Source organism: Citrobacter sp. B72 (assembly GCF_016894305.1).
In the GTDB taxonomy this organism is placed as follows: Bacteria; Pseudomonadota; Gammaproteobacteria; order Enterobacterales; family Enterobacteriaceae; genus Citrobacter; species Citrobacter portucalensis.
The window spans coordinates 2952512-2978317 of record NZ_CP069801.1; the positions used below are offsets into that span (position 1 = coordinate 2952512).

Annotated in this window: 23 protein-coding genes and 3 tRNA genes; 19 read left to right on the forward strand and 7 right to left on the reverse strand. The window is 52.2% G+C overall.

The genetic code is table 11. From position 1 onward, the window contains the following. Positions 1 to 38: 38 nt before the first annotated feature. Positions 39 to 114, reverse strand: a tRNA-Asn gene (locus JQN59_RS14110). A 160-nt stretch (positions 115 to 274) separates the two neighbouring features. Here JQN59_RS14110 and JQN59_RS14115 point away from each other — a divergent pair. From JQN59_RS14115 to JQN59_RS14125, 3 genes are all read left to right on the forward strand, one after another. Next, complete coding sequence (locus JQN59_RS14115; RefSeq protein WP_003846749.1) at positions 275 to 1762, forward strand: EmmdR/YeeO family multidrug/toxin efflux MATE transporter; 1488 nt, start codon at positions 275 to 277, stop codon at positions 1760 to 1762. A gap of 99 nt (positions 1763 to 1861) precedes the next feature. Then, positions 1862 to 1937, forward strand: a tRNA-Asn gene (locus tag JQN59_RS14120). A 216-nt stretch (positions 1938 to 2153) separates the two neighbouring features. Next, positions 2154 to 2492 carry a hypothetical protein gene (locus JQN59_RS14125; protein WP_032942992.1) on the forward strand — a complete coding sequence of 113 codons (339 nt, stop codon included), beginning with the start codon at positions 2154 to 2156 and terminating at the stop codon, positions 2490 to 2492. Positions 2493 to 2555: 63 nt separating this feature from the next. On the opposite strand, the gene cbl is transcribed toward JQN59_RS14125, so the two are convergent. Both cbl and nac read right to left on the reverse strand, forming a co-directional pair. Further along, positions 2556 to 3506 carry an HTH-type transcriptional regulator Cbl gene (gene cbl, locus JQN59_RS14130; RefSeq protein ID WP_048214440.1) on the reverse strand — a complete coding sequence of 317 codons (951 nt, stop codon included), beginning with the start codon at positions 3504 to 3506 and terminating at the stop codon, positions 2556 to 2558. A gap of 101 nt (positions 3507 to 3607) precedes the next feature. Continuing rightward, positions 3608 to 4525, reverse strand: coding sequence for a nitrogen assimilation transcriptional regulator NAC (gene nac / locus JQN59_RS14135; RefSeq protein WP_008784390.1), 918 nt, complete (start codon positions 4523 to 4525; stop codon positions 3608 to 3610). A gap of 326 nt (positions 4526 to 4851) precedes the next feature. Between nac and JQN59_RS14140 the strand changes: the two genes are divergently transcribed. The 9 genes from JQN59_RS14140 to fecE all read left to right on the forward strand — a co-directional run bounded on the left by JQN59_RS14140 (position 4852) and on the right by fecE (position 14115). After that, positions 4852 to 4927 (forward strand) — tRNA-Asn (locus tag JQN59_RS14140). 345 nt (positions 4928 to 5272) lie between these two features. Further along, on the forward strand, positions 5273 to 6256 hold the full coding sequence (locus JQN59_RS14145; protein WP_149608129.1) for an alpha/beta hydrolase: 984 nt from the start codon (positions 5273 to 5275) through the stop codon (positions 6254 to 6256). A gap of 289 nt (positions 6257 to 6545) precedes the next feature. Further along, complete coding sequence (fecI, locus tag JQN59_RS14150; protein WP_136391726.1) at positions 6546 to 7067, forward strand: ferric citrate uptake sigma factor FecI; 522 nt, start codon at positions 6546 to 6548, stop codon at positions 7065 to 7067. After that, the gene (gene fecR / locus JQN59_RS14155; protein ID WP_149608130.1) at positions 7064 to 8014 is read left to right on the forward strand and encodes a ferric citrate uptake sigma factor regulator FecR; all 951 of its coding nucleotides are present in this window, start codon (positions 7064 to 7066) and stop codon (positions 8012 to 8014) included. The genes fecI and fecR overlap by 4 nt, the downstream gene beginning before the upstream one ends. 86 nt (positions 8015 to 8100) lie before the next feature. Beyond that, positions 8101 to 10425, forward strand: a complete 2325-nt coding sequence (gene fecA, locus JQN59_RS14160) for a TonB-dependent Fe(3+) dicitrate receptor FecA (RefSeq protein WP_149608131.1) — start codon at positions 8101 to 8103, stop codon at positions 10423 to 10425. 74 nt (positions 10426 to 10499) lie between these two features. Then, complete coding sequence (locus JQN59_RS14165; RefSeq protein WP_149608132.1) at positions 10500 to 11399, forward strand: Fe(3+) dicitrate ABC transporter substrate-binding protein FecB; 900 nt, start codon at positions 10500 to 10502, stop codon at positions 11397 to 11399. Beyond that, a complete protein-coding gene (gene fecC, locus JQN59_RS14170) occupies positions 11396 to 12394 on the forward strand; it encodes an iron-dicitrate ABC transporter permease FecC (RefSeq protein WP_149608133.1) in 999 nt (332 codons plus the stop codon). The genes JQN59_RS14165 and fecC overlap by 4 nt, the downstream gene beginning before the upstream one ends. Then, positions 12391 to 13347, forward strand: coding sequence for a Fe(3+) dicitrate ABC transporter permease subunit FecD (fecD, locus tag JQN59_RS14175; protein WP_149608134.1), 957 nt, complete (start codon positions 12391 to 12393; stop codon positions 13345 to 13347). Before fecC ends, fecD begins: the two co-directional genes overlap by 4 nt. After that, complete coding sequence (gene fecE / locus JQN59_RS14180; RefSeq protein ID WP_149608135.1) at positions 13348 to 14115, forward strand: Fe(3+) dicitrate ABC transporter ATP-binding protein FecE; 768 nt, start codon at positions 13348 to 13350, stop codon at positions 14113 to 14115. Positions 14116 to 14205: 90 nt separating this feature from the next. On the opposite strand, the gene JQN59_RS27255 is transcribed toward fecE, so the two are convergent. Beyond that, complete coding sequence (locus JQN59_RS27255) at positions 14206 to 14289, reverse strand: hypothetical protein (RefSeq protein ID WP_348981088.1); 84 nt, start codon at positions 14287 to 14289, stop codon at positions 14206 to 14208. Positions 14290 to 14752: 463 nt separating this feature from the next. Here JQN59_RS27255 and JQN59_RS14190 point away from each other — a divergent pair, with 463 nt between their 5' ends. Next, entirely contained in the window at positions 14753 to 16621 is a 1869-nt protein-coding gene (locus JQN59_RS14190; RefSeq protein WP_239484187.1) for an ATP-dependent nuclease, read from the forward strand. Positions 16622 to 16781: 160 nt separating this feature from the next. Here JQN59_RS14190 and JQN59_RS14195 read toward each other — a convergent pair whose 3' ends face one another. Beyond that, complete coding sequence (locus JQN59_RS14195) at positions 16782 to 17003, reverse strand: hypothetical protein (protein WP_045378298.1); 222 nt, start codon at positions 17001 to 17003, stop codon at positions 16782 to 16784. Positions 17004 to 17100: 97 nt separating this feature from the next. On the opposite strand from JQN59_RS14195, the gene JQN59_RS14200 reads away from it, so the two are divergent. The 6 genes from JQN59_RS14200 to JQN59_RS14220 all read left to right on the forward strand — a co-directional run bounded on the left by JQN59_RS14200 (position 17101) and on the right by JQN59_RS14220 (position 23095). Next, positions 17101 to 17613, forward strand: a complete 513-nt coding sequence (locus JQN59_RS14200) for a GNAT family N-acetyltransferase (RefSeq protein ID WP_048214450.1) — start codon at positions 17101 to 17103, stop codon at positions 17611 to 17613. Positions 17614 to 17714: 101 nt separating this feature from the next. Beyond that, positions 17715 to 17876: a hypothetical protein gene (locus JQN59_RS26975; RefSeq protein ID WP_230319897.1), complete on the forward strand. Its 162-nt coding sequence runs from the start codon at positions 17715 to 17717 to the stop codon at positions 17874 to 17876. A 3-nt stretch (positions 17877 to 17879) separates the two neighbouring features. Continuing rightward, a complete protein-coding gene (locus tag JQN59_RS26980; RefSeq protein ID WP_230319896.1) occupies positions 17880 to 18167 on the forward strand; it encodes a GNAT family N-acetyltransferase in 288 nt (95 codons plus the stop codon). 244 nt (positions 18168 to 18411) lie between these two features. Next, positions 18412 to 19728, forward strand: coding sequence for a shikimate transporter (gene shiA, locus JQN59_RS14210; RefSeq protein WP_048214452.1), 1317 nt, complete (start codon positions 18412 to 18414; stop codon positions 19726 to 19728). Positions 19729 to 19846: 118 nt separating this feature from the next. Beyond that, on the forward strand, positions 19847 to 21301 hold the full coding sequence (locus tag JQN59_RS14215; RefSeq protein WP_149608137.1) for an AMP nucleosidase: 1455 nt from the start codon (positions 19847 to 19849) through the stop codon (positions 21299 to 21301). Positions 21302 to 21316: 15 nt separating this feature from the next. Further along, positions 21317 to 23095, forward strand: a complete 1779-nt coding sequence (locus JQN59_RS14220; RefSeq protein ID WP_149608138.1) for an aminopeptidase P family protein — start codon at positions 21317 to 21319, stop codon at positions 23093 to 23095. Between the two features lie 55 nt (positions 23096 to 23150). Here JQN59_RS14220 and ptsG read toward each other — a convergent pair whose 3' ends face one another. Together ptsG and JQN59_RS14230 are read right to left on the reverse strand one after the other, a co-directional pair. Next, positions 23151 to 24584, reverse strand: a complete 1434-nt coding sequence (gene ptsG / locus JQN59_RS14225) for a PTS glucose transporter subunit IIBC (RefSeq protein ID WP_003836725.1) — start codon at positions 24582 to 24584, stop codon at positions 23151 to 23153. Positions 24585 to 25000: 416 nt separating this feature from the next. After that, on the reverse strand, positions 25001 to 25798 hold the full coding sequence (locus JQN59_RS14230) for a metal-dependent hydrolase (RefSeq protein WP_048214455.1): 798 nt from the start codon (positions 25796 to 25798) through the stop codon (positions 25001 to 25003). Positions 25799 to 25806: the final 8 nt, after the last annotated feature.

Consider the following 25806-nt stretch of genomic DNA (forward strand, 5'->3'; position numbering starts at 1 on the left):
AAAAGCCTGCTTAGTTTCCTAAGCAGGCTTTTTAAATATGGCTCCTCTGACTGGACTCGAACCAGTGACATACGGATTAACAGTCCGCCGTTCTACCGACTGAACTACAGAGGAATCGTTGTGGAGGCTTATCTTAGCGGCGAAAAAAATTTTGTCAAACCCCATTTCCTCGAATGCGAATCAATTGATGCTTCTCTCAACAGTTTGTTGCATTTACAGACATTTTAAATAGAAAAAACTTTGCAGCTTTTTTGATTCTCCCTCATCATTTGAAATGAGGTTTCAACTTTCTTCGTTAAGGTCCACTTTGAACGTCTCCGCTGCCTTACGCCAGGTCGCTTCCCGCACGCCCTGGTATGCCAAACGCAAGAGTTATAAGGTTCTCTTTTGGCGCGAAATCACTCCGCTGGCTGTCCCCATTTTTCTGGAAAACACCTGTGTGCTATTGATGGGTGTTCTGAGTACTTTCCTGGTCAGCTGGTTGGGAAAAGAAGCGATGGCCGGGGTTGGACTCGCCGACAGCTTTAATATGGTCATCATGGCATTTTTCGCCGCCATCGATCTGGGCACCACCGTGGTTGTAGCATTTAGCCTCGGGAAACGAGATCGTCGACGGGCCAGAGCCGCGGCCAGACAATCACTGGTGATCATGACAATTTTTGCTACCGTGCTGGCAGCAGTCATTCACTATTTTGGTCAACAGATTATTGACGTTGTCGCAGGTGAAGCAACGCCAGACGTTAAAGCTTTGGCACTCACCTATCTGGAGCTGACGGTGCTCAGCTACCCGGCGGCAGCCATTGCGCTGATCGGCAGCGGCGCACTACGTGGAGCCGGAAATACAAAAATACCGTTGTTGATTAACGGCGGCATGAACATCCTGAATATCATCATCAGTAGCATCCTGATTTACGGGATCTTTTCCTGGCAAGGTCTGGGATTTGTGGGAGCAGGCCTGGGACTGACCATTTCGCGCTACATCGGGGCGATTGCCATCATCTGGGTACTGATGATTGGTTTTAACCCCGCACTGCGAATTCCCTTCAAAAGCTATTTTAAGCCACTCAATCTCGCCATTATCTGGGAGGTGATGGGGATCGGCATTCCGGCAAGTATCGAGTCAGTGCTGTTCAATGGCGGTAAACTTTTGACGCAGATGTTTGTTTCAGGCATGGGAACCAGCGTTATCGCCGGGAACTTTATTGCATTTTCTATCGCCGCGCTTATCAACTTACCGGGGAATGCTTTAGGTTCCGCGTCGACGATCATTACCGGCAGGCGTCTGGGAAATGGCCAGATTGCCCAGGCTGAAATCCAGCTACGGCATGTATTCTGGCTGTCGACGATCGGCCTGACGGCAATTGCCTGGTTAACCGCTCCTTTCGCCGGGGTAATGGCCTCATTTTATACCCACGATCAGGATGTAAAAGAGGTCATAGTCATCCTGATTTGGCTCAACGCAGCATTTATGCCGATATGGGCAGCCTCCTGGGTGTTACCAGCAGGCTTTAAAGGTGCGCGAGATGCACGTTTTGCTATGTGGGTATCGATGCTGGGCATGTGGGGCTGCCGCGTAGTCGCGGGTTACACCCTGGGTATCGTATTAGGATGGGGAGTTGTCGGCGTTTGGTTAGGCATGTTCTTCGACTGGGCCGTACGCGCCGCGTTATTTTACTGGCGTATGGTCACCGGCCGCTGGCTGTGGAAATACCCACGCCCCGAACGCGAAAAGTGCATAAAACAACCGGTTGCGTCTGAATAAGCGGCGAAATGGGGAATATTTCAGCAAACGATCGCATTTATCCATTCAGGCTTTGACAACGCTGAGCGGCATCGCTAATATTCGCCTCGTTCAAACGATTCCTCTGTAGTTCAGTCGGTAGAACGGCGGACTGTTAATCCGTATGTCACTGGTTCGAGTCCAGTCAGAGGAGCCATATTTAAGAAGCCTGCTTAGGAAACTAAGCAGGCTTTTTGCTTTTCTGCGATCCCATTAGCCAGGTAGAGCGCTTCACTCCACACCAGGTTTTTCCATACTGCCGATGGGAGAATGTCCGTCTGCTTATGCAAAATGTCTCTATGATCCAATTCGTTAACGTCATGGTTAAGTATCTTATCGTGCAACGACATCAGAATGAGACCCATACTAGCCCATGCCGATACTGCTGAAAGCAGCGCTAACCGCTTTATTAGTAATTCCATTGAGTACAATAGCCGGTGAGAAAGTCACGCTACGTTGCCCGGACAGAGGCTGGGCGGAGGTGACATTTCATCTGTTCCAGCACGTTAGCGTGCTGTGGGAAAACAATAGTTTTTATGTTTCCGATGCCCGGCGTAGTCAGAGTAATAAATTCTATACGTTTACCAATCGAGATGTTCTTTCGGTGAAGAATGGATTTCAGTTTATTTATGCGGATTCGGGACGGGCGGTGTCTTGTTCGATATTGTCGCGGGTGCCGACGCAGGATCTGAGGCTGGAGACCTTGAGGTAACGCAGCTTTCTACCCGCTATTCAGCGACGTCAGGGAAGCCCGTTTACTCACGGGCTTTTGTAGTTAAATCTGATAATCAATCACCGCCTCATCTGGCTCCATCGCCTGACGCTTAATTTCATCGACGGATAACCCTGCATTGCATAGCTCGATGAATCGCCAGACGTAGTTGCGCTGCAGCTGTCCGCGTTTAAGCCCCAGCCAAACGGTATTTGCATCAAACAAATGCCGGGTATCCAGACGGGTTAAGGTCCCCTCTTCCTGCTCGCCGCTGGATTGCTCTGCCACCAGCCCAATCCCCAACCCCAGCGACACGTAAGTTTTAATCACATCCGAGTCCTGGGCGCTGAGAATAATATCCGGTATCAGCCCTTTGCGAGCAAATGCTTCATCGATGCGGGAACGCCCTGTAATCCCCTGACGATAGGTAATTAACGGCCAGTGAGCAATAGACTCCAGCGTGAGCGGAGAGGCTTTCACTAATGGATGGTCGTGAGGAACAAGCAGGCTGTGGTGCCAACGAAACCAGGGAAAAGCCACCAACAATGGATCGCTGCTCAGCCGCTCACTGGCAATTCCGATATCTGCCCCGCCATTTTGTAGCAGGACATCAATCTCCTGTGGCGTACCCTGAATAAGTTCCAGACGCACCTCAGGGAACAGCTCACGAAAAGCTTTTATCACCGCAGGCAAGCTATAGCGTGCCTGGGTATGCGTGGTGGCAATCGTCAGAACGCCGGACGTGTCATTGGTAAACAGATCCGCCAGTCGACGAACATTGCTGGCCTCATTCAGAATACGCTCGGCAATAACCAGCAAGGCTTTACCCGGTTCGGTCATGCCCAACAGGCGTTTACCGCGACGGATAAAAATCTCGATACCAAGTTCATCTTCAAGTTCACGAATGTGTCGGCTGACGCCCGACTGCGAGGTGTACAGTATATTCGCGACCTCTGTCAGGTTGTAATCCTGACGAGCCGCCTCGCGGATTATTTTAAGTTGCTGGAAATTCACGTTTCGCTCCGGGCACATCAGACATTACGCTATTGTTAAAGTCTGATGCCCGGCATAACAAATAATAAAAACCTGCATCTTATTCCTTGCGGGAATAAGGTTTAGCTGACCAGCTGCAGCTCGCGATTTTCCAGCGCCGGACGGCTGACCAGCGACAACAGGATCTCCTTCACGGCCTGCGCCTGGGGCGATAAGCTCCCTCTGGCGGATACGTTCAACGATAATGGCAGATTCATCGACGGTGTTGTGATGCGCGCCATCCAGCCGTTAGCCGCATTGCATAATGAACGGGCGGCCGACTCAGGCAACACTGTGACACCCATACCACTGGCAATGGCGGCCGTTAGGGTGGAGATAGACTCAATTTCGCCAATCACTTTAGCCGTTAAGCGACGTAGCGAAAAAGCTTCATCCACGCGCAGGCGAACCGCGCTGTAATCCCGTGGCAAGAACAAATTCATCTGCGCCACTGCGGCTAAATCGACGCTTTGGCCAGGACACTCACGCGTGCCGACCAGGTACAGATCCTCTTTAAGCAACGGTTGACTGCTGATGCCCGCCACGGGTGAACGCTCATAGAGCACTGCCATATCTAACTGCCCGCTGAGCAGCTTGTCATTCAGCACTGCCCCACTGTTTTCATGCAAATAGACCAGCACATCAGGCAGTTCGGCACGTAGCGTCTGTAATAACGGCATGGTAATGGATGACGCGACTGTCCCCGGCGCAAGGCCGATAGAGACCTGTCCACTCAAGGTCTGGCCCACGTTATTAACCGCAAGTTGCGCCTGTTCGCACTGACGTAAAATAGTCCGGGCGTGGGTATATAGCACTTTTCCTGCTTCCGTCGGCGTGACGCCACGCTTGGTACGAATCAGCAATTGCTGATCCAGCTCACCTTCCAGCGTAGCGACCTGCTGGCTCAGCGCGGGTTGCGCAATGTGCAACACTTCCGCTGCCTGGGTCAGGCTACCAATATCGACGATTTTCACGAAATATTTCAGTCGTCTGAAGTTCATTTTGCCTCCTGTCGGAATACCAGAACCCGTGCTGGCAGTCATTGAATTCAGGATTGCAAGATGCTTGCCACTTTCTTCTAAAACGGTGTTTTACGGTTAAAGCCGCATAAAGTCAGGAGTAAAAGCGAAGGAAGATCATTCTGCACACCTAAGTATCTCATTCAGTCTGCCCTGGAAGAGGTAGACGCGCACCAGAATGGGGCAAAAGAATAAAAAGACGGAAAGATCGCCTCTTTGCTGATTTTGTCAGCAAACGAACACACAAATGTATTTACCCCTTTGACAAGCCTCACCACCCTCGCTAATATGCGCCTCGTTCAAACGATTCCTCTGTAGTTCAGTCGGTAGAACGGCGGACTGTTAATCCGTATGTCACTGGTTCGAGTCCAGTCAGAGGAGCCATATTTAAGAAGCCTGCTTAGGAAACTAAGCAGGCTTTTTGCTTTTATGCCATTGCTCATTGCGCATATCAAAACCTCAACTTAGTTTGGCCAACACTTCATTCATAATAGCCGCAGGTATTTGTTCCAGACGCTTGCCGTTCCGGGCTTCCATATCAATAGACAGGAACAACAATGAGTTGAGATGTCCGCTCTTCGCTCACTGCAGACTTTAAACTCACCCAGTACCTCCGTTCTGTGCCAGCAGCGGCGTTTTCTATCGCCGCTGATATAGTAATCAATGGAGAGCAGGCCATATTTATAATATAAATTGACGGATACGCTGAATTTTACAGGAACATATCCAATGAATATTGCCGCCTCAATTGCCCTTTTGGGCGCTTGTCCATTTGTGAGTCTGGCGGCAGTACCGGTGACCTTTTCCGAAACTGTCCTGGATGCCGCAGGGCCAAAAGGCCCTTTGAAAGGCACGTTACTCACCCCGAATTCAAAACCAACAGCCGTTGTTCTTATCGTTCCTGGCTCCGGGCCAACCGATCGGGATGGAAACAACCCGCTTGGTGTGAATGCATCGCCTTACCGACTTCTTGCTGAAGGCCTGGCTGCCAAAGGTTTTGCGACGCTTCGTATCGACAAACGTGGAATGTTCGCTAGCGCAATGGCTGTAGAGGATGCCAATGCGGTGACGATTGCTGACTATGTTGACGACGTTCGCTCCTGGGTAGACGTGCTTCGACGTCACATGCACACCCCCTGTATTTGGGTTTTAGGGCACAGCGAAGGGGGCGTAGTCGCACTTGCCTCGGCTCAAGAAGAGAATGTGTGCGGTGTGGTTCTTATCGCAACGCCCGGGAGGCCGATGGGCGAGGTGTTGAGGGGGCAACTTAACGCTAATCCGGAAAATGAAATTCTATTAAAGCAGGCGCTGCCGATAATTGATGCTCTGGAGCATCAGCAGCGAGTCGATATTACGAATATTCACCCAGCACTGCAAAGTATCTTTAATCCTGCTGTTCAGGGGTTTTTGATCAATGCGTTTTCATATAATCCGGGTCATCTCATTTCGAGTATTTCCAAACCCGTGTTAGTGCTACAAGGGCAACGCGATCTCCAGGTGGAAGAAACGGATGCAAGACTGCTTAAGGCCGCGAATCCTCAAGCGTCCCTGGTTATACTGCCCAATATGAACCATGTTATGAAAGAGGTGACTTCGGACGATCGCAAAGAGAATATCGCGACATACGCTGAACCCGCGCTCCCCTTAGCTCCCGGTTTAATCGACTCGATTGAGCATTTCCTGATCCGCAACTCACCTTTTCCCGAAAAGTAACAGCTGCTCTGCTCTCGGTGTCCTCCCAAAACGGTTTACTTTTAAAGAGGTCAGTATGCTTTAAAGCATTCGTCTGCTCCATGCTCACAGCAGACATGGCCAGATGTCATTCCAACTGTCACATGCCGGAAGCAGACTCCCCTTCCCCATCCGATATCCACCTCATTACATTTTTATAAATAACAACGCATTAAGAAGTTCAACGTAATACAATTATATTTATAATTGTAATGATAACCATTCTCATATTACTATAATCGCGTGATAATTAACTTTTGATACATTCCACATGTCTGACCACGCCACTACCACAGCTTCCTTTACGCTCGAGTCGTTTTATGGCGCACATCACGGCTGGTTGAAAAGCTGGCTGACGCGCAAACTCCAGTCCGCCTTTGATGCAGATGACATTGCCCAGGACACTTTTCTACGGGTAATGGGCAGCGACTCGCTCTCGACGATCCGCGATCCGCGCTCCTTTCTGTGCACTCTCGCCAAACGGGTGATGGTCGACCTGTTTCGCCGAAACGCGCTGGAAAAAGCCTATCTGGAGATGCTGGCGCTTATGCCGGAGGCGCTCGCGCCTTCCCCCGAGGAACGCGAGAGCCAGCTCGAAACCCTGCAACTCATCGACAGCATGCTTGACGGGCTGAACGGGAAAACACGAGAAGCGTTTCTGCTTTCGCAACTGGATGGTCTGACATACAGCGAGATCGCGCTGAAGCTCGGTATCTCCGTCAGCTCGGTGAAAAAGTATATGGCAAAGGCTATCGAACATTGTCTGCTGTTTCGTCTGGAGCACGGCCTGTGAATGCTTCTATCACCGATTCTCGCCGCCAGGCATTGCGCTCGGCATCGCACTGGTATGCTGTATTGAGCGGCGAGCGTGTCAGCCCACGGCAAGAAGCGCGCTGGCAACAATGGTACGATGAGGACAAAGATCATCAGTGGGCCTGGCAACAGGTTGAAAACCTGCGCAGCCAGCTCAGCCGCGTACCGGGCGATGTTAGCCGGGCGCTGCACGATACGCGCCTTACCCGTCGTCATGTCATGAAAGGGCTACTGCTGCTGCTCGGCGTGGGCGGCGGCTGGCAGCTCTGGCAGTCTGAAGCCGGTGAAGGTCTGCGCGCGGATTACCGCACCGCCAAAGGCGCGGTGAGCCATCAGCGGCTGGAAGATGGTTCTCTGCTGACGCTCAACACACAAAGCGCCGCGGATGTTCGTTTTGATACGCGTCAACGCGCTGTCCATCTCTGGTACGGCGAAATTGCTATTACCACCGCAAAAGACGCGCAGCAGAGACCTTTCCGCGTTGTGACCCGCCAGGGCCAGCTCACCGCATTAGGCACAGAATTTACCGTCTACCAGCAGGACAACGTCACACGCGTTGTCGTTCAACAACATGCTGTAGAAGTCTTACTGGCAAATCGTCCGCAGGAAAAACGCATCGTCAGCGCTGGCGAGAGCCTGCAGTTTAGCGCGTCTGAATTTGGTGCAATAGCCTCAGCGGATGATGAAAGCGCCACCTGGACGCAGGGCATTCTGAGCTTCAGCGATAAACCTTTGGGTGAAGTGATTGCCACGCTGAGCCGTTATCGCAACGGCGTGTTGCGCTGCGATCCGGCTGTGGCCGGATTACGCCTGAGTGGCACTTTCCCGCTGAAAAATACTGATGCAATCCTGGATGTTATTGCCAAGACTCTTCCAGTGAAAATTCAGTCAGTTACGCGATACTGGGTAAATATTTCTGCATTGTAAGAAAAATAATTCTCATTTCGATTGTCCTTTTTCCCCTTCTCATTCGACTCATAGATGAACACAACAAAAATGATGATGGAGAAGGTATGACGCCTTTACGCGTTTTTCGCAAAACAACACCTTTGGTTAACGCCGTTCGCCTGAGCCTGCTGCCGCTGGCCGGGCTGTCGTTATCCGCCTTCGCAGCGCAGGTTGATATTGCACCGGGTTCGCTCGACAAAGCCCTTAATCAGTATGCCGCGCTCAGCGGAATTACCCTGTCGGTTGACGCCAGCCTGACACGCGGCAAACAGAGTAACGGTCTTCACGGTGACTACGACGTCGAAACCGGCCTGCAACACCTGCTGAACGGTAGTGGCCTGCAGGTGAAACCTCTGGGTAATAACAGCTGGACGCTGGAGCCCGCACCAACACCGCAAGAAGATGCCCTGACCGTGGTGGGCGACTGGCTGGGGGATGCGCGCGAAAACGACGTTTTCGAACATGCTGGCGCACGTGACGTTATCCGCCGTGAGGATTTCGCCAAAACCGGCGCAACATCCATGCGCGAGGTACTGAACCGCATTCCTGGCGTTACCGCCCCAGAAAACAACGGCACCGGTAGCCACGATCTGGCGATGAACTTTGGTATTCGCGGCCTGAACCCGCGCCTGGCCAGTCGTTCAACGGTACTGATGGACGGTATTCCCGTGCCGTTTGCCCCTTACGGCCAGCCGCAGCTTTCACTGGCGCCTGTCTCACTCGGAAATATGGACGCCATCGACGTGGTTCGCGGCGGTGGCGCAGTGCGTTACGGGCCACAGAGCGTGGGCGGGGTGGTAAACTTTGTTACCCGCGCTATTCCGCAAGACTTCGGCATGGAAGCCGGCGTGGAAGGCCAGCTCAGCCCAACATCTTCACAAAATAACCCAAAAGAAACGCACAACCTGATGGTGGGCGGCACGGCGGATAACGGTTTTGGTACCGCCCTGCTTTATTCCGGTACACGTGGAAGCGACTGGCGCGAACACAGCGCGACCCGCATCGACGACCTGATGCTGAAAAGCAAATATGCGCCAAACGAAGTGCATACCTTCAACAGTCTGTTGCAATACTACGACGGTGAAGCCGACATGCCCGGCGGCCTGTCTCGCGCGGATTACGACGCCGACCGCTGGCAATCCACGCGCCCTTACGATCGCTTCTGGGGGCGCCGCAAGCTGGCAAGCCTCGGCTATCAGTTCCAGCCGGACAGCCAGCATAAATTCAATATTCAGGGCTTCTACACTGAAACCCTGCGCAGCGGCTACCTGGAACAGGGAAAACGCCTCACCCTTTCACCGCGTAACTACTGGGTACGCGGCATTGAACCACGCTACAGTCAGAGCTTTATGGTGGGTCCTTCCGCGCACGAAGTGGGCGTGGGATACCGCTATGTGAGCGAGTCGACGCATGAAATGCGTTACTACACGGCCACCAGCAGTGGACAACTGCCGTCCAGCGCCAGCCCTTACGATCGCGACACTCGTTCCGGCACCGAAGCGCACGCCTGGTATCTGGATGACAAAATAGACATTGGCAACTGGACTATCACACCGGGTATGCGCTTTGAACATATCGAGTCATACCAGAACAACGCCATCAAAGGCACACATGAGGAAGTAAGCTACAACGCCCCACTTCCGGCGCTAAACGTACTTTATCACCTGACTGATAGCTGGAATCTTTATGCAAACACTGAAGGCTCATTCGGCACCGTACAGTACAGCCAAATTGGCAAGGCTGTGCAAAGCGGCAATGTGGAACCGGAAAAAGCGCGAACCTGGGAGCTCGGAACCCGATACGACGATGGCGCGCTGACGGCGGAAATGGGGCTGTTCCTGATTAACTTTAATAATCAGTACGATTCCAACCAAACCAACGACACCGTTACCGCACGCGGTAAAACGCGCCATACCGGACTGGAAACTCAGACTCGCTATGATCTCGGCACATTGACGCCAACGCTCGACAACGTTTCAGTCTACGCAAGCTATGCGTATGTGAACGCTGAGATCCGCGAGAAAGGCGATACCTATGGCAATCAGGTGCCCTTCTCACCAAAACACAAAGGCACGTTGGGCGTGGACTATAAGCCGGGCAACTGGACCTTCAATCTGAATAGTGATTTCCAGTCCAGCCAGTTTGCGGATAACGCCAACACCGTTAAAGAGAGCGCTGACGGCAGTACCGGTCGCATCCCTGGCTTTATGCTCTGGGGCGCACGCATGGCCTATGACTTTGGTCCGCAGATGGCAGACCTGAACCTGGCGTTTGGCGTGAAAAATATCTTCGACCAAGAGTATTTCACCCGCTCTTACGACGACAACAACAAAGGCATCTACGCAGGCCAGCCGCGCACGCTGTATATGCAGGGTTCGTTGAAGTTCTAAATCCCGGTTGACCGGCCTGCATGATGCTTTTGTAGGTCGGGCAAACGAAACGCCACCCGACGCAGGCAATTTACATGTTCACACTATTACGTACGCTATTCGCCGCTCTGCTGTTCACCGGCCATGCTTTTGCCGCCACGGTTCATGACGAACATGGCACCTTTACGCTTGATAAAACGCCACAACGGATAGTGGTGCTGGAACTGTCGTTCGCGGACGCACTGGCTGCTGTCGATGTCAGTCCGGTCGGCATTGCCGACGATAACGATGCCATGCGCATTCTTCCAGAGGTTCGTGCCCATCTGAAACCCTGGCAGTCTGTCGGCACGCGTGCGCAGCCGAGTTTAGAAGCCATCAGCGCGCTGAAACCGGATCTGATCATTGCCGACAGCAACCGCCATGCGGGTATTTACAGCGCCTTACAGCAAATCGCACCTGTGCTGCTGCTCAAGTCCCGCAATGAAACTTACGCTGAAAATCTGCAATCTGCGGCCATCATCGGTGCAATCGTGGGTAAAAAGGCACAGATGCAGTCACGCCTGGCGCAACACCAACAACAGATGTCAGCGTGGGCCAACCAACTGCCAAAAAACACGATGGTGGTGTTTGGTACGTCCCGGGAGCAGCAGTTCAACCTGCACACGCAGGAGACCTGGACCGGGGGCGTCCTGACCTCTCTGGGCCTGACAGTGTCTGCGGCTATGGCGGGTGCGTCTATGCCGTCCATCGGTCTGGAACAGCTGCTGGCGCTCAATCCGGCATGGCTGCTGGTCGCGCACTATCGTGAAGAGAGCATCGTGAAACGCTGGCAACAAGACCCGCTGTGGCAGATGTTAACTGCGGCGCAAAAACAGCAGACGGCGTCGGTCGACAGTAACGCCTGGGCGCGGATGCGCGGCATTTTCGCAGCCGAACGCATTGCCAGCGACACGGTAAAAATCTTTCACCACCAGCCTTTATCCGATGTGAAATGACAGTTTTCAAACATCCAGCGCTACAGTGGGGACTTCCCCTTGTCGCGCTTATCGCTATCTTCTGGCTGAGTCTGTTTTGCTACTCGGCCATTCCTGTTTCTGGCGTTGATGCCATTCACGCCCTGCTGCCAGGCCATACGCCGACGCTTCCACAAGCGCTGGTGCAAAACCTTCGTTTGCCGAGAAGCCTGGTCGCCATTTTGATCGGCGCAAGCCTGGCTCTGGCGGGAACGCTGCTGCAGACCCTGACGCATAATGCAATGGCCTCCCCTTCACTACTCGGTATTAACAGTGGCGCAGCGCTGACGATGGCGCTTACCAGCGCTATCAGCCCTGCGCCCGTTACGGGTTACTCCATCGCCTTTATCGCCGCCTGCGGTGGCGGCGTAAGCTGGCTGATGGTGATGACCGCAGGTGGTGGATTTCGCCACACCCAGGACAGAAACAAACTGCTCCTCGCGGGCATCGCGTTCTCGGCTTTCTGCATGGCCCTTACCCGCATCACTCTGCTGCTGAGGGAAGATCACGCCTACGGCATTTTTTACTGGCTTGCGGGAGGCGTATCCCACGCACGTTGGCAGGAGTTCTGGCAGCTTTTCCCAATGGTAGTGGTTGCTGTACCGGTGGTATTGCTGCTGGCTAATCAACTGAACTTGCTTAACGTGAGCGACAGCACTGCGCAAACGCTGGGGGTGAATTTGACCCGGCTGCGCCTGGCGCTCAATCTTCTGGTGCTCATTTTGGTGGGTACCTGCGTTAGCGTGGCGGGCCCGGTAGCCTTTATCGGCCTGCTGATGCCGCATCTGGCTCGCTTCTGGGTGGGATTCGATCAGCGCAAGGTCCTGCCGATGAGCATGCTTATGGGCGCCACGCTGCTGCTGCTGGCTGATGTTCTGGCCCGAGCGCTGGCCTTCCCTGGCGAATTGCCCGCGGGGGCAGTAGTGGCGCTGATTGGTGCACCCTGTTTTGTCTGGCTGGTCAGGAGGCGTGGATGAAAATTGCGTTCGTCATTTTCATCGCCCTCGCGCTGGCAGGACTTTCGGCTTTGTCACTACAAATGGGGGTGATCGCCGTTCCCTGGCGTGCTCTGCTGAGCGACTGGCAGACCGGGCGCGAATATCATTACGTATTAACGGCGTACCGCCTGCCGCGACTGCTACTGGCGCTGCTTGTCGGTGCAGCCCTCGCGGTGGCAGGCGTGCTGGTACAAGGGATCGTGCGTAACCCTCTGGCATCACCGGATATCCTCGGCGTAAACCATGCCGCCAGTCTTGCCTCTGTAGGCGCACTGCTTCTCTTACCGTCACTACCGGTGATTACTCTGCCGCTGCTGGCCTTTGCCGGTGGCATGGCGGGCCTGATCCTGCTGAGAATACTGGCGAACACCAGCCAACCGATGAAGCTGGCGCTCACGGGTGTTGCGCTCTCTGCCTGCTGGGCCAGCCTGACGGATTATCTGATGCTTTCGCACCCGCAGGATGTGAACAGCGCCCTGCTGTGGCTGACCGGCAGCTTATGGGGCCGTGACTGGAGCTTTGTGAAAATAGCCGCCCCACTACTGATTTTGTTTCTGCCGCTGAGTCTGCGTTTTTGCCGCGATCTCGACCTCCTGGCATTGGGCGATGCGCGCGCCACCACGCTCGGTGTGTCGGTGCCGCGTATTCGGCTCCAGGCTTTACTACTGGCCGTCGCCATGACATCGACCGGCGTGGCCGTCTGCGGCCCAATTAGCTTTATTGGTCTTGTGGTGCCGCATATGGTGCGCAGCATTACCGGTGGACGTCATCGCTGGCTGCTGCCCGTTTCAGCCATGACAGGTGCGTTGCTGCTGGTGGTTGCCGACCTGCTGGCGCGAATTATTCATCCTCCTCTGGAACTTCCGGCTGGCGTGCTGACCGCCATTATCGGTGCACCATGGTTTGTCTGGCTGCTTGTGAGAATGCGATAAATGACATTACGAACTGAAAATCTGACGGTCTGTTACGGTACAAACAAGGTGCTTGATGGCGTTTCACTCACCCTACCAGCGGGGAAGACAACCGCCCTGCTCGGCCCTAACGGCTGCGGGAAGTCAACGTTGTTAAACTGTTTTTCACGACTGTTAACACCGCAGTCCGGCGGCGTATTTCTCGGCGATAGTGCCATCAATACGCTCTCATCACGCCAGCTAGCCCGCAGGCTGGCGCTGCTGCCCCAGCACCATCTAACTCCCGAGGGGATCACCGTCCAGGAGCTTGTTTCGTACGGTCGCAACCCGTGGTTGTCACTCTGGGGGCGTCTCTCCGTTGAAGACAATACGCGGGTCCATGATGCTATGAGCCAGACGCAGATCCAACATCTTGCTGACCGACGGTTAACCGATCTTTCTGGCGGTCAGCGACAGCGCGCATTTCTGGCAATGGTCCTGGCGCAGGATACGCCCGTTGTACTACTCGATGAGCCAACCACCTATCTCGATATCAATCACCAGGTGGAACTGATGCGGCTGATGGGCGAACTCAGGGCTCAGGGGAAAACGGTGGTCGCCGTGCTGCACGACCTTAATCAAGCCAGCCGGTACTGCGACCATCTGGTGGTCATGGCGAACGGACATATTATGGCGCAAGGCACACCAGAAGAGGTGATGAACCCTGGATTGCTGAGAACCATATTCAGCGTGGATACGGAGATACACCCCGAACCAGTATCTGGCAGGCCAATGTGTGTAGTGAGGTAGATGATACAGTCTGTAATGGTACCAGGGTCTCAACAGGTCGCTTGTCATATCACTCATGCTGCGATGACTTCACTCTGCCCAGGTAACATTTCAACGGTTCTGAGCTGGATCATATTGCAGCGTTCTGTCATCAACCATCATGCGCTTAGGACCAGTCAAAACCATATTAATCATCGGTTCATAAACCGCAGACAACGGTGTTCAGAGATACTCTCTGCACCATAGCAACCCGTGAAATGCAGTTTACCGAGTGATAACACGTCGCTGTATGCACAGCAACAAAGGCAGGATTAAGTAAAATGCGAAGAGGATGACGAAACGGGGGAGACACGTTAATTCATCTTTCCGCTTAATATTAACGGGCGCTGGGTTGCTTCATACCGACGTCCGCAGTGTGCCAAGAGCGGACTTTCTTTGCAAAGCTGCCTCAACAAAATTTAGTGTATATCTGAGCAATTATCATGGTGAAATATTCGAGTTATGAATGTATATTTTTGTTCTAATGAACAGTATTTTCTGTCAGCTTCTTAAATTTTAGTTACTTTGGTTTATTATTAATAATATAGGGCATAAGGGATACCCCATAATTAAAAAATGGAAGCCCTTTGGCTGAACATGCCATGCAGCATAAGGAGTGATGCAAGTGAGTTTCCCTCTAGAATTGACAGCGCAAATTGCTAGTCATAATGAAAATTTCAATCGCAAGGTCACTTTAAACAGTGGTCTTACCGTTCTACTCGGCCCTAACGGTTCTGGAAAAACGCACCTTTTGAGGGGGCTAAAGCAAAGTCTACACAAGCATACAAATGGAAAGCATGTGCGCTTTCTCTCTGCTGGACGAATGGGGATGTTGGAGCAGTTCAGGTCAGACTATGACGGGCATCGTGGAGGCTCACCATACTACGATGGAGCAAATTATGGGAGTAAGAGCGATGCTGTTCGCAGACATCAGATGGAAACAATTAATGGTGATTTCCAAACGCTTGCTGAACGGGCTGATATTCTAATTAAAATTCAGGAGAGGCTTCGGAAATTATTCAAGCGCGACATTCTTATTGAATGGGATGGTGGATCACTAAAAATATTATTTTCGCGATTGGATATAGACGCAAAATCATACTCGTCTGGCCGAGAAGCATCCGGATTGATGCATTTAGTTGGGATTTTAGCTGCACTTTATGATGATGACGTAGGGGCTCTTCTTCTAGATGAACCAGAGGTTTCCTTGCATCCTCAGTTACAGGCATTTCTTCTTCATGAAATCCTCAGCGTCTCGGGCCACCCCTCTGAGGGAACTAACAAAAAGATTGTTATCATCGCTACTCATTCAACAGAAATGCTCCAAATTCAAAAACCAGAAGACTTACTATCTCTCGTCTTCTGTTATGACCTAATCCGTGAGCCAGTGCAAATTCCAGTTGACGCTGGCGAACTCAAGAATAAAAAAGTGCAAAACTTAATTGCCCGTCTCGGACAAGAGCATAAGTTATCACTGTTTTCCAAGCGGCCTTTATTAGTTGAAGGGCCCTCTGACGTAATGATTTGCAGTGCGCTGGCAAACAAGCTTGATGTACATCTCGAAGCTGCTGGATCACAGTTATTACCTGTGATTGGTAAAGGACAGATGCCAACCGTGGCAAAACTATTGCGATTACTCGGCAAAAAACCAGTTGCGTTGGCAGATGCAGATGGAATCGCTGATAGCCTTGACCTTGTCAACTCATACCTTAATGATAATCCCACCGCAGAAAGACGAGCAAGTGAGTTAGGGTATCGATCCTCGCAACAAATGGTTAGTGCCATATTCACGGATTTTTGCAAATTGGTAGATTGCCGATGGGATGAAATTTCTGTAACTGCCGAATCGCACCCGTATTGGGTGAACAAGAAAACCGAGGAAGAGACACAAGCAAAGCGTCGCTCTGCTTTCTGTACACTTTTCACTATCGATGATAATGAATTATCAAATTTAGCTAAGGACAATGAGTGGAGTAGTATAAAGACCCGTTTAAATGTTCTACTCGACCTGCTGGAACAGTGTGGTCTATTTATTTTACGTAAAGGTTCGATAGAGTCTTACTACCAGAATTCAGATCCATTTACTTCAATAGGAAAGCCAAGTGCAGCTGTTGGTGAAATTGATCATATCAATCAGCTATCGCATGACGATGTTAACACCGGGTATTCAGATTTGATCCGCTGCGTCCAGCATGCCTCGAGCACAGAAGTAATATGTGAGGCTGATGCGCTGAGAGATCTTTTACTTTCGATTGTTGCACCAGCACATGCCAGACTAAAGAGCGGAGAATCCTCAACAAATTTCAATAACCTGGCTCGTTCAATCTTGGGGGAGCGTTCTAAAATATTTGGCTTGGATATTGAAGGTGAAAAACTTGTTATTTCAATCAAGAGTAACATTCTTAACGTTAGAGGTTTTCCCCTAACTATTGGAAAAGATGATGATGTACTAAAATGTATCAATGCAGCCCTTGCCGCTAATCTTTAACTAATTAGTTGAGTGGACCTGCGTGAAGAAGGCTATTCCATGTAGACGTCCGCTCCTCGCTCAAAGCTGCCCCTCAGCTCCACGCCAGATGCGGAATAAACGCATCCGTGTAAGTGCACAATTTTCATGCGCTACTTAAGCAGCGTGCTCCCATCGACATTCAGTCAGCTTTATACGCCTGCCACTCGCGCCAGACATTCTCAGGATCAATATCGCGGTAGCCGCGCTCTCTGATTATATCCTCGGCTGCTTCGGCCGGCAGGCGGATGGCTGTAGCGCCATCGCGGATGGACTCAACCTCATCGCGGGTCAATTCCCGTCCCATGTCCTGTTCTTTATCAATCAGGACGACGATCAGCGCAGGGATAAAAACAATCTTCATACTGATAAGCCTCTGAAATATTCGCATACCAGTGTATCACTGACAGTTTTGATATAGTTCAGTAATCGTTAATTTATTACCAGGACAGGAATCATTCATGACATTACAAATCCGTGAAGCCACACCTGCCGACGCGATGTTGCTTAATGCGCTGGGCTACCGCATCTACCGCGCACACTTTGAACATCTGTGGGAGTCAAAGTCTGAACTGGAAGCTTTTTTAGCAAGCGAATATTCTCTGGACGAGCTGGAACAGAGCCTGAAAGAGCAAGCGGTCTGTTGGTATGTAGCAGAGACCGATAGGCCAATTGGTTTTGCGAAAGTGACCTATGAAAGCAGAATCCCTGATACGAATATGTCAGGGATGCTGCTTAACAAACTCTATCTTGATCCTGCAGACACCCGTAAAGGTTACGGCCAGGTCATGTTTGACACCGTCAAAGAGCTAGCCCGGGCCAGGGGGAAAGACTTTGTATGGCTGGAGGTTCTTGAACAGAACGAACGCGCCTGTAATTTCTACCGCAAACAGGGCATGACCTTAATTAAAAGAGACTATTTCAAAACAGCTTCACAGCAGAGCGTCATCAGGATCATGGGGATTGCTGTCTAGCGGGTGACCGGCCGCTTCGTGCCAGAAGCGGACATTGAACAAGATTTGATGTAGGGTATTGCGCGATTCGTATAGCCGCAACGCTAATGAGAGCCAGACTTATGAACTACTTTATTCGACCAGCTACGCCTGACGATATCAATAAAATCATCGAGTTCACCACTCAGGAAGCACAAGAATCTGAAGGTTCAGTGATTGACCTTGTTGCTGTGGAGCGTGGCGTTTCGTCGGCGTTTAGTGAAAACCCACGTTCAAAATATTGAGTCATGGAAGATTCTTCAGCAACAGTGATCGCCAATACCTCTGTCGTAAAAGAATGGAGTGATTTTCATGGAAATGACTACTGGTGGATCCAAAGCTTTTATATCGCCCCGGAGCATCGTGGGATGGGATTAGCTGATGAGCTCATCAAACATCTTACAAAAGAAGCTAAATCAGAAAAGGCACTGGAGCTTCGCTTATATGTCCACGGAGATAACGGGCGTGCGATTCGTGCTTATGAGCGATGTGGTTTCACCGAATCTCCGTATACCATTATGAAAGTGGGTTTATAACTTCCCCAAATACAGCGCTCCTGATGCTCCACCTGAAATCAGAACACTCCTGACAGGCCACGATTCCACCAGGTTCAGATTTCTCATTCATCTTATTTTTCATGTTGCCCTCAGATGAGGGAGATAATCGTTTTCACTTCCCGTCTGTCGCGGTAATCTCATAACGGTCGTTAATATTGCGACTGCAATGTGTGTAACCCAACTCAAATACTAATAACTAAAAAACAGTACAGACAGGATAACTATGGATTCCTCCCTCACCTCCACGGGTCCCCAACAGGACGCCTCTTCACTTAACCGCGCCCGACGCGCTGCGCTTGGTAGCTTCGCGGGTGCCGTGGTCGACTGGTATGATTTTCTGCTTTACGGCATCACTGCCGCACTGGTCTTTAACCGCGAGTTCTTCCCGCAGGTCAGCCCGGCGATGGGGACACTTGCCGCATTTGCTACCTTTGGCGTCGGATTTTTGTTCCGCCCGTTAGGCGGGGTGATCTTCGGCCACTTCGGCGATCGCCTGGGGCGTAAACGTATGCTGATGCTCACAGTCTGGATGATGGGGATCGCCACTGCACTGATAGGGATTATTCCTTCCTTTGACACCATTGGCTGGTGGGCTCCCGTTCTGCTGGTGATGCTGCGTGCTATTCAGGGATTCGCCGTTGGCGGTGAATGGGGCGGCGCGGCGTTGCTCTCCGTCGAAAGCGCCCCGAAAAATAAAAAAGCCTTCTACAGCAGCGGTGTTCAAGTCGGTTATGGCGTCGGGCTACTGCTTTCTACCGGTCTGGTCTCGCTGATTAGCTCGCAAACCACCGATGAGCAGTTCCTGAGTTGGGGCTGGCGTATTCCATTCCTGTTCAGCATCGTGCTGGTATTGGGCGCGTTGTGGATGCGTAACCGAATGGATGAATCAGCCGAATTCGAACAGCAGCAGCAGGCAGCGCAACCAGAGAAAAAGAGACTACCGGTAGTCGAGGCGTTAATCCGTCATCCAGGTGCCTTTTTGAAAATTATCGCTCTGCGCCTGTGTGAACTGCTGACGATGTACATCGTCACCGCGTTTGCCCTAAATTACTCCACGCAGAATCTGGGCTTACCTCGCGAACTGTTTCTGAATATCGGCTTATTGGTAGGTGGACTGAGCTGTCTGACCATTCCCTGCTTTGCCTGGCTCGCCGACCGCTTTGGTCGCCGGCGCGTTTACATTACCGGCGCACTGGTGGGGACGCTCAGCGCATTCCCGTTCTTTATGGCGTTAGAAGCGCAATCCATTTTCTGGATCGTGTTTTTCGCAATTATGTTAGCCAACATTGCACACGATATGGTGGTCTGCGTGCAGCAACCAATGTTTACCGGTTTGTTTGGCGCAAGCTACCGCTACAGCGGCGCTGGCGTTGGTTATCAGGTAGCAAGTGTGGTTGGCGGCGGTTTTACCCCCTTCATTGCTGCTGCGCTGGTAACATTCTCCGGCGGAGACTGGCACAGTGTGGCCATTTATCTGATGGCGGGTTGTCTTATTTCCGCCACTACAGCATTGCTGATGCGGGATAAGCAGCACGGTTAAGCCCGGGTGCGGAGGCCGTCCGGTCTTCGCACAATCTTCCTCAACGTCTGACTTTTGTTTCACATTCCTGTGACATACTATCGGGAGAGCAGTACATCTGTGGAACAAGGAGACAGACATGAACAATAAGGGCTCCAGCCTGACCCCGGCTCAGGCACTGGATAAACTGGACGCGCTGTACGAGCAGTCGGTAAAAGCACTGCGTAGCGCCATTGGTAAGTATATTGAAACAGGGACGCTCCCTGACGTAATCGCCCGCCATAACGGTCTTTTTGTTTACCCATCACTGTGTGTCACCTGGGATGGCAGCGCCACCAATCCCCCTAAAACCCGCGCCTATGGTCGTTTTACCCATGCGGGCTGCTACACCACTACGATTACCCGTCCGTCGCTTTTTCGTCCGTATCTTGAAGAACAACTCACGCTGCTGTATCAGGATTATGATGCGCATATCTCCGTTGAGCCGTCGCAGCATGAAATCCCCTATCCGTATGTCATTGACGGTTCTGAACTGACACTCGACCGCTCGATGAGCGCCGGCCTAACGCGCCATTTCCCCACTACCGAGCTATCACAGATTGGCGATGAAACAGCCGACGGTATCTATCATCCGGCGGAATTCTCCCCGTTGTCGCACTTCGACGCCCGACGAGTAGATTTTTCGCTGGCGCGACTGCGCCACTACACGGGAACACCGGTTGAACATTTTCAGCCGTTTGTGCTGTTCACCAACTATACCCGCTACGTCGATGAGTTTGTGCGTTGGGGTTGCAGCCAGATCCTCGACCCGGACAGCCCGTATATCGCGCTTTCTTGTGCGGGCGGGATCTGGATCACCGCTGAAACTGAAGCGCCTGAAGAAGCCATCTCCGATCTCGCCTGGAAGAAACACCAGATGCCCGCCTGGCATTTAATCACCACCGACGGTCAGGGGATCACGCTGGTTAATATCGGCGTTGGCCCGTCTAACGCCAAAACTATTTGCGATCATTTGGCCGTACTGCGTCCTGACGTCTGGCTGATGATTGGTCACTGTGGCGGGCTGCGTGAAAGCCAGGCGATTGGCGACTATGTTCTGGCCCACGCTTATCTGCGTGATGACCACGTACTGGATGCCGTTCTCCCACCGGATATCCCGATTCCGAGCATCGCGGAAGTGCAGCGCGCACTGTATGACGCCACCAAAGAAGTCAGCGGTATGCCCGGCGAAGAGGTTAAACAGCGCCTGCGTACCGGTACCGTCGTCACCACTGACGATCGCAACTGGGAGCTACGCTATTCCGCTTCTGCGCTACGCTTTAACCTCAGCCGCGCGGTGGCTATCGATATGGAAAGCGCCACCATCGCCGCCCAGGGATACCGTTTCCGCGTTCCGTACGGCACGCTGCTGTGCGTTTCCGACAAGCCGCTGCACGGTGAGATCAAACTGCCTGGACAGGCCAACCGTTTTTATGAAGGTGCCATTTCTGAGCATCTGCAAATAGGTATCCGGGCTATCGATCGTTTGCGTGCTGAAGGCGACCGACTGCACTCCCGTAAATTACGTACATTCAACGAACCGCCGTTCCGTTAAGACCTGAAGGTAACTATGCACAACTCAACTCCTCTTTCCGCCCTGTGCAACCTGCTGATAGCGCAGGGGCTGGATGGCATGATTGTTCCGCGCGCCGATGCTCATCAAAGCGAAGATTGTACGCCGCATGACAATAAACTGGCCTGGCTGACCGGTTTTAGCGGCTCTGCTGGCCTCGCGTTGGTCCTTCGGGATCGCGCGTTAATGTTTGTCGATGGACGCTATCAGGTCCAGGTACGTAATGAAGTCTCGCTGGATGATTTTGAGATTCATCATTTACACGATGAGCCGCTGGCCGACTATTTGCAGTCTCATGTTGCAGCAGGCACACGTATCGGCTTTGAACCAATGCTGATGGTCAATAGTCAGTTTGAAGCACTGTCGGCAACCCACTGCGAGCTGGTGCCTCTTGAGCAAGATCCTTTTGACCAGGTATGGCTAGACCGTCCGGCAGCACCCTGCGGCATCATTCGTGAAATGCCCATTGAAATCAGCGGGGAAAGCAGCACGCAAAAGCGTGCCCGCATCGTGGAACAACTCGCTCAACACCAGGCTGACGTGCTGGCAATTACCCTGCCGGATAACATTGCCTGGTTATTGAATGTGCGTGGTTCGGATCTGGCCATGGTGCCAGTGCCGTTTTCGTTTGCCCTGCTCCATCGCAGCGGTGAGCTGGAATGGTTTGTGGATAGCAATAAAACGCAACAGCTCCCCGCATCACTGCTGAATACGCTTACTCTGGCCCCGCAAGAGAATTTTCTGACTCGCTGCCAGCAGTTAGCTAATGGGAAGTGTTTCCTGGTCGATAAAGACTACGCCCCCGTCGCATTGCGCTTTGCCATTGAAGAACACGGCGGCAACGTTCTTTGGGCGCCCGATCCCATCACTCTGATGAAATCCCACAAAAATGACGTTGAACTGGCAGGCTATCGTGAATGCCATGAACAAGATGGCGCAGCCTGGGTAAACTTCCTTGCCTGGCTGACCCATGAAGTTCCTTTGCGCGAAGCGGCAGGCAATCCGGTCACCGAGCTGGAAGCGCAGGCCAAGCAACTGGAATTTCGCCAGCAGCAGCCGGGATTTATCGAGCAAAGTTTCAGCACGATTTCGGCATCTGCCAGCAATGCCGCAATGTGTCATTACCACTCCAGTGAAAAGACCAATACGCCAATTACCTCGCAGGCCATGTATCTGAATGATTCCGGTGGCCAGTACCACAATGGTACGACGGATACGACGCGTACCCTCGCATTTGGCCCACAGGATCCGCAACGCCGCCTGCATTACACCGCTGTGTTGAAAGGCTTTTTGTCGCTTATTTCGCTGCAGTTTCCCAGCGGGACTCAGGGCCATCAACTGGATGCTTTTAGCCGCCGGGCGTTGTGGGAGCTGGGACTGGATTTTGATCATGGCACGGGACACGGCGTGGGTCACCAGTTGCTTATTCATGAGCAGCCACATCGCATTGCCAAAAAAGTAAACCCGTGGCCACTGGTCGCAGGCAACATCATCACCATCGAGCCAGGTTATTATCTGGCTGGACAATATGGGATCCGCATTGAAAATCAAGTGGAGATTATCAACAGTCGTCCTGGTTTCTGTCGTTTCTCAACGCTGACGCTGGTACCGATTGATTTGAATCTGGTCGAACTGCATCTGCTGAGTGATGCTGAGAAACAGTGGATTGATGATTACCACCAGCAGGTCAGAGAGACGCTATCCCCGCGCGTGAACGCAGAGGCTCGTCCCTGGCTGTTCGCTGCCACCGCACCGATTCGCGTTCAGGCTAATTAATGCAATAAAAAAGGCAGCCCACAGGCTGCCTTAGTTCTCCCCAACTTCTTACTGCTTAGCTGTTACGGATGTACTCATCCATTTCAGTTTTCAGGTTATCGGACTTAGTCCCGAAGATAGCCTGAACACCGGAACCAGCTACCACAACGCCTGCCGCACCCAGTTTCTTCAGGCCAGCCTGATCCACTTTAGCAACGTCAGCCACGCTGACACGCAGACGAGTGATGCACGCATCGAGGTTAGTGATGTTTTCTTTACCGCCGAATGCCGCAACCAGAGCCGGAGCCATTTCACCGGTCGCACCTGCTTTGCTGTCTTCGGTAGCATCTTCACGACCTGGCGTTTTCAGGTCCAGCGCTTTGATCAGCACACGGAAGATGGTGTAGTAAACAATCGCATAACCGATACCGACAATCGGGAACAGCCACAGCTTGCTGCTGTTACCGGACAGAACGATAAAGTCGATCAGACCGTGGGAGAACGACGTACCGTCGCGCATACCCAGCAGGATACAGATCGGGAATGCCAGACCAGCCAGAATCGCGTGGATGATGTACAGGATCGGCGCCACGAACATGAAGGAGAACTCGATCGGCTCGGTAATACCGGTCAGGAACGAGGTCAGCGCCGCGGAGATCATGATACCGCCCACTTTCGCGCGGTTTTCTGGTTTAGCAGAGTGCCAGATAGCGATAGCAGCAGCCGGCAGACCGTACATTTTGAACAGGAAGCCACCGGACAGTTTGCCCGCAGTCGGGTCACCCGCCATATAGCGAGGAATATCACCGTGGAACACCTGGCCCGCAGCGTTGGTGTACTCACCGATCTGCATCTGGAATGGAACGTTCCAGATATGGTGCAGACCAAACGGTACCAGGCAGCGTTCAATGAAGCCATAGATACCGAACGCTACGACCGGGTTCTGGTATGCAGCCCACTGAGAGAACGTCTGAATAGCAGTACCAATCGGCGGCCAAATGAAGGACAGAACCACACCTGTGAAGATGGCAGCCAGACCAGAAATGATAGGAACGAAACGCTTACCCGCAAAGAAGCCAAGATACTCAGGCAATTTGATACGGTAGAAACGGTTGAACATATACGCTGCAATCGCACCGGAGATAATCCCCCCGAGAACACCCGTATCAGCAAGGTGTTTAGCGGCGATCTCTTCAGCAGGTAAATGCAGAACCAGCGGCGCAACAACAGCCATGGTCTTAACCATGATGCCGTAAGCAACAACGGATGCCAGTGCAGATACACCGTCATTATTAGTGAAGCCTAACGCAACACCGATAGCAAAAATCAGCGGCATGTTCGCAAAAACAGAACCGCCTGCTTCTGCCATTACGTGCGATACAACGGCTGGCAGCCAGCTGAAGTTAGCGGAACCGACGCCCAGCAGGATACCTGCAATCGGGAGTACGGATACCGGCAGCATCAGCGATTTACCGACCTTTTGCAGGTTAGCAAATGCATTCTTAAACATAATTAGGAGTGCTCCTGAGTATTTGTGCTTATACACTTCATCCTTCAAACCGCCTCAGCGCGGGCTGCGCTCGTTCATCCCAGACACTTACTCTAGTAAGCTCCTGCAATTCACTCACTTGCCGCCTTGATGCAGCTTGATTGACTTTGTGTATTCTACGTTCTCACGCATTGGCGAGGGGGGAGAACCTCGCCGTGTACAGGGCATCTAAGTACCCTTTATTTATTACACAGAGTAAAATAATTCAGTTTGTTTTTGTTTGACGGCTATCACAGTTCAGTCGTGAATGGCCGCAAAATCCGCACATTCCGATAAAATGAGTTTCTGAATGTGTCAAACTGATTATTCACCGCCCATTTTGTGGCGGTGAACTTTACTCGCATTAGTGATTAATTACGAGCTTTAAAAAAAGTCAGTTAACGAACAGATTGCAGGCGAGAAGCGTCGATGTGAAACAGGCGGGCAAAGTTATCAGTGGTTGCCTGCGCCAGTTCTTCAACGGCAACACCTTTCACTACGGCCAAGTACTCTGCAACGTCACGAGTCATGGCGGGCTGGTTCTCTTTTCCACGATGCGGTACAGGCGCAAGGTAGGGAGAATCCGTCTCGACCAATAACCGGTCCAGAGGAACATAGCGGGCGGCATCACGGAGCTGCTCTGCATTTCGGAACGTGACGATGCCGGAAAACGAGATATAGAATCCAAGGTCCAGTAATTTGCCCGCCGTTTCTCTGTCCTCTGTAAAACAGTGTAGTACGCCGCCACAATCCGTCACTTTTTCTTCGCGCAGAATAGACAGCGTATCGGCTCGCGCATCGCGGGTATGCACGATAACCGGCTTCTGTAACTCACGGCCGATCTGAATATGGTGGATAAAAGATTCCTGCTGGCGCACCTTTGTTTCCGGCGTGTAAAAATAGTCCAGCCCGGTTTCTCCCATCGCCACAACCCCCTCTTCAGCGGCAAAACGACGCAGGTCCTCAACATCATAGGTTTCATCCTGATTTAACGGATGCACGCCGCAGGAGAAAACCACATTATCACGCTCACCGACCAGTTCGCGCATACTGCGATATCCTGGCAGGGTGGTCGCGACGGCAAGACAGAACTTCACATCACGTGCGGCCGCTTTCGCCAGCACGTCATCCACGTCCTTATGCAGAGATTGATAATCCAGGCCATCAAGATGGCAGTGTGAGTCGACTAAAAACATAATGTCTC

What these genes read in the sequence shown, in the direction of transcription:
- JQN59_RS27255 (WP_348981088.1), bottom strand. Translation starts at nt 14,289, where the DNA reads ATGATTAATATGGTTTTGACTGGTCCTAAGCGCATGATGGTTGATGAC.
- JQN59_RS14200 (WP_048214450.1), top strand. Translation starts at nt 17,101, where the DNA reads ATGACATTACAAATCCGTGAAGCCACACCTGCCGACGCGATGTTGCTT.
- JQN59_RS14220 (WP_149608138.1), top strand. Translation starts at nt 21,317, where the DNA reads ATGCACAACTCAACTCCTCTTTCCGCCCTGTGCAACCTGCTGATAGCG.
- fecD (WP_149608134.1), top strand. Translation starts at nt 12,391, where the DNA reads ATGAAAATTGCGTTCGTCATTTTCATCGCCCTCGCGCTGGCAGGACTT.
- fecA (WP_149608131.1), top strand. Translation starts at nt 8,101, where the DNA reads ATGACGCCTTTACGCGTTTTTCGCAAAACAACACCTTTGGTTAACGCC.
- ptsG (WP_003836725.1), bottom strand. Translation starts at nt 24,584, where the DNA reads ATGTTTAAGAATGCATTTGCTAACCTGCAAAAGGTCGGTAAATCGCTG.
- nac (WP_008784390.1), bottom strand. Translation starts at nt 4,525, where the DNA reads ATGAACTTCAGACGACTGAAATATTTCGTGAAAATCGTCGATATTGGT.
- shiA (WP_048214452.1), top strand. Translation starts at nt 18,412, where the DNA reads ATGGATTCCTCCCTCACCTCCACGGGTCCCCAACAGGACGCCTCTTCA.
- JQN59_RS14215 (WP_149608137.1), top strand. Translation starts at nt 19,847, where the DNA reads ATGAACAATAAGGGCTCCAGCCTGACCCCGGCTCAGGCACTGGATAAA.
- JQN59_RS14195 (WP_045378298.1), bottom strand. Translation starts at nt 17,003, where the DNA reads ATGAAGATTGTTTTTATCCCTGCGCTGATCGTCGTCCTGATTGATAAA.
- JQN59_RS26980 (WP_230319896.1), top strand. Translation starts at nt 17,880, where the DNA reads ATGGAAGATTCTTCAGCAACAGTGATCGCCAATACCTCTGTCGTAAAA.
- fecC (WP_149608133.1), top strand. Translation starts at nt 11,396, where the DNA reads ATGACAGTTTTCAAACATCCAGCGCTACAGTGGGGACTTCCCCTTGTC.
- JQN59_RS14190 (WP_239484187.1), top strand. Translation starts at nt 14,753, where the DNA reads ATGCAAGTGAGTTTCCCTCTAGAATTGACAGCGCAAATTGCTAGTCAT.
- JQN59_RS14145 (WP_149608129.1), top strand. Translation starts at nt 5,273, where the DNA reads ATGAATATTGCCGCCTCAATTGCCCTTTTGGGCGCTTGTCCATTTGTG.
- JQN59_RS14125 (WP_032942992.1), top strand. Translation starts at nt 2,154, where the DNA reads ATGCCGATACTGCTGAAAGCAGCGCTAACCGCTTTATTAGTAATTCCA.
- fecE (WP_149608135.1), top strand. Translation starts at nt 13,348, where the DNA reads ATGACATTACGAACTGAAAATCTGACGGTCTGTTACGGTACAAACAAG.
- JQN59_RS14230 (WP_048214455.1), bottom strand. Translation starts at nt 25,798, where the DNA reads ATGTTTTTAGTCGACTCACACTGCCATCTTGATGGCCTGGATTATCAA.
- JQN59_RS14165 (WP_149608132.1), top strand. Translation starts at nt 10,500, where the DNA reads ATGTTCACACTATTACGTACGCTATTCGCCGCTCTGCTGTTCACCGGC.
- fecI (WP_136391726.1), top strand. Translation starts at nt 6,546, where the DNA reads ATGTCTGACCACGCCACTACCACAGCTTCCTTTACGCTCGAGTCGTTT.
- JQN59_RS14115 (WP_003846749.1), top strand. Translation starts at nt 275, where the DNA reads ATGAGGTTTCAACTTTCTTCGTTAAGGTCCACTTTGAACGTCTCCGCT.
- JQN59_RS26975 (WP_230319897.1), top strand. Translation starts at nt 17,715, where the DNA reads ATGAACTACTTTATTCGACCAGCTACGCCTGACGATATCAATAAAATC.